The sequence below is a fragment of the Desulfovibrio sp. 1214_IL3152 genome (assembly GCF_036763055.1).
Lineage (GTDB): Bacteria > Desulfobacterota > Desulfovibrionia > Desulfovibrionales > Desulfovibrionaceae > Desulfovibrio.
In genome coordinates, this window is sequence record NZ_JBAIYW010000180.1 from 1 (window position 1) to 1,048 (window position 1,048).

Annotated in this window: 1 pseudogene; it reads left to right on the forward strand. The window is 59.5% G+C overall.

Going from position 1 to position 1,048, the window contains the following annotated elements:
- A pseudogene (locus V6C07_RS03765) lies at window positions 1–1,048 on the forward strand (ABC transporter permease); the annotation flags it as partial.

Consider the following 1,048-nt stretch of genomic DNA (forward strand, 5'->3'; position numbering starts at 1 on the left):
CCCCCGCCGACGACGACCTCGGCAGGGCATTTCTGCCCCTGGATCCCGAAGACGTGGCCGACAGGCTCTCGGACGAAGCCCTTGACGAACTGCTTTCGCCCGACACGGAAAAAGCTTTCGCCGCGTATGTGGCGCGCGATCTGGCCGCTCCCCGCATGGACGCCCTGCGCGCCCTTGAAAAACTCATTCTCCTGCACGCCAACCTTTACACCCTGCTCATGAATTTCGTTTCTTTCGCAGATTTTTACGAGCCGGGCAACAAGGCCATTTTTCTGGCCGGAACACTGTATATAGACAGCCGCTCCTGCTCGCTCTGCGTACATGTGGAGGATGTGGACGCGCATATGCGCCTTGCGGCCCAAAGCCATCTCTGTTTGCTCTACTGCCAGTGCAGCAGAAAAGACGAAAACGGGCAGGAGCAGACCATAACCATCGCCGCCGCCCTTACCGCCGGAACAGCGGACGACCTGATCAAGGGCCGCCACGGCGTCTTTGTGGACAATGCGGGCCGTGTGTGGGACAGCACCCTGCTGCGCGTGGTGCGCAATCCCATCAGCCTGCGGGAAGCCATGTGGGCGCCCTATGTGCGTTTTGCCGCCCTGATGGGCGAACAACTGCAAAAACTGGTGTCCACCAAAGACACTGCCATCGCCAACGCATCCTCCAAAATGGCAGGTTCGCTGGCCGACGGCAAAGCCGAAGCGCCAAAAACAACCACCGTCAGACCGCCCTTTGACATTGCGAAAAGCGCGGGCATCTTTGCCGCCGTCAGCGTCGGCATAAGTATGGTCAGCGCGTCTTTTACCTATATTGCCAAATCGCTTTTTTCCCTTGGCTGGTGGTGGCCCATGGCCCTTTTTGTCATATTTGCCGCCATTTCAGGGCCTTCCATGATCATGGCATGGTTCAAACTGCGCAGGCGCAGCCTTGGGCCACTGCTGGACGCTTCGGGCTGGGCCGTCAATACGGGCGCGCCCATCAACCTTACCCTGGGCAAAACCCTCACGGCCGTGGGCGAAATGCCTCCCGGCGCGAAACGTTCGCTTGA